At 75.3% G+C, this 805-nt stretch carries 2 protein-coding genes and 1 pseudogene; 1 reads left to right on the forward strand and 2 read right to left on the reverse strand.

Going from position 1 to position 805, the window contains the following annotated elements; translation table 11 throughout:
- Positions 1 to 246: pseudogene (locus tag CCN39_RS47080) on the reverse strand (hypothetical protein); the annotation flags it as partial.
- Here CCN39_RS47080 and CCN39_RS47085 point away from each other — a divergent pair.
- Positions 235 to 354: a helix-turn-helix domain-containing protein gene (locus CCN39_RS47085; RefSeq protein WP_244211339.1), complete on the forward strand. Its 120-nt coding sequence runs from the start codon at positions 235 to 237 to the stop codon at positions 352 to 354. The pseudogene CCN39_RS47080 and the gene CCN39_RS47085 sit on opposite strands and share 12 nt — an antisense overlap.
- On the opposite strand, the gene CCN39_RS47090 is transcribed toward CCN39_RS47085, so the two are convergent.
- Positions 320 to 535, reverse strand: coding sequence for a hypothetical protein (locus CCN39_RS47090; RefSeq protein WP_244211340.1), 216 nt, complete (start codon positions 533 to 535; stop codon positions 320 to 322). The two genes, CCN39_RS47085 and CCN39_RS47090, sit on opposite strands and share 35 nt — an antisense overlap.
- Between the last annotated feature and the right edge of the window lie 270 nt (positions 536 to 805).

Below are 805 nucleotides of genomic sequence, written 5' to 3' on the forward strand. Positions count from 1 at the left end.
CAGCACCAGCCGGTGGGCGATCTGCCGGTTGCTCAGCGCCCCGGCCACCAGCGCCACGATCTCCCGCTCACGGCCGGTCAGCGGGTCGGCCTCGGCGCGGACCCGGTCGAGGAGCGCGGTCGCGTCGCGCGCCCAGCCCGGCATGCCGAGCCGCCGGGCTTCGTCGGCTGCCTGCCTGACCACCGTCTCCGCGCGGGGCAGCTCGCCCACCGGCTGGTGCTGTCCGAGCGCACGGTGGAGAGTCACGTCCGCAGCGTGCTGGCCAAGCTGGGGCTGGCGAACCGCACGGAGGTGGCAGCGTGGGCGCACCGCCGGGGTCTCACCCCGGATCGAACGCGAACACCGCCTCGGTGAACCGGCCGGGGTCGAAGGCCATGGCCTGCGGGGCCTGGCCGCGCATCGGCACGACATCGGCGCTTTCGATCAGCTCCAGCTCGCGCGGAATCGTGGGAGCGGCGGCCACCCGGGCCTGCCAAGCCTCGGCGGCCCGCATCCGGCTGCGCGCACCGGGGCCGACCACGACGCCGCCCGCCACCGGCCGCGGCGGTTCGTAGGCGACCAGCCAGCGGACCGCTCTACTGCAGCGGACTGCTTCCAGAGCGCACAGGGCGCACAGGAGTGCGCAACGAGGTATCGGTGGGTTGGGGATCGTCTGCCGCCGCCGAAGGGTCGGGTGGCCGCATCCGGGCCGACGGAGAGATGGCTCGTTCGGAGCTGCAGCGGCCGCGGGTGGGGCAGGTGGGCCGGGCCGCTGACCGAGGCCGGGTCAGGCAAGGCGGCCGACCGAACCGAGCCAGGCCAACCC

The organism is Amycolatopsis kentuckyensis (assembly GCF_002155975.1).
GTDB lineage: Bacteria > Actinomycetota > Actinomycetes > Mycobacteriales > Pseudonocardiaceae > Amycolatopsis > Amycolatopsis kentuckyensis.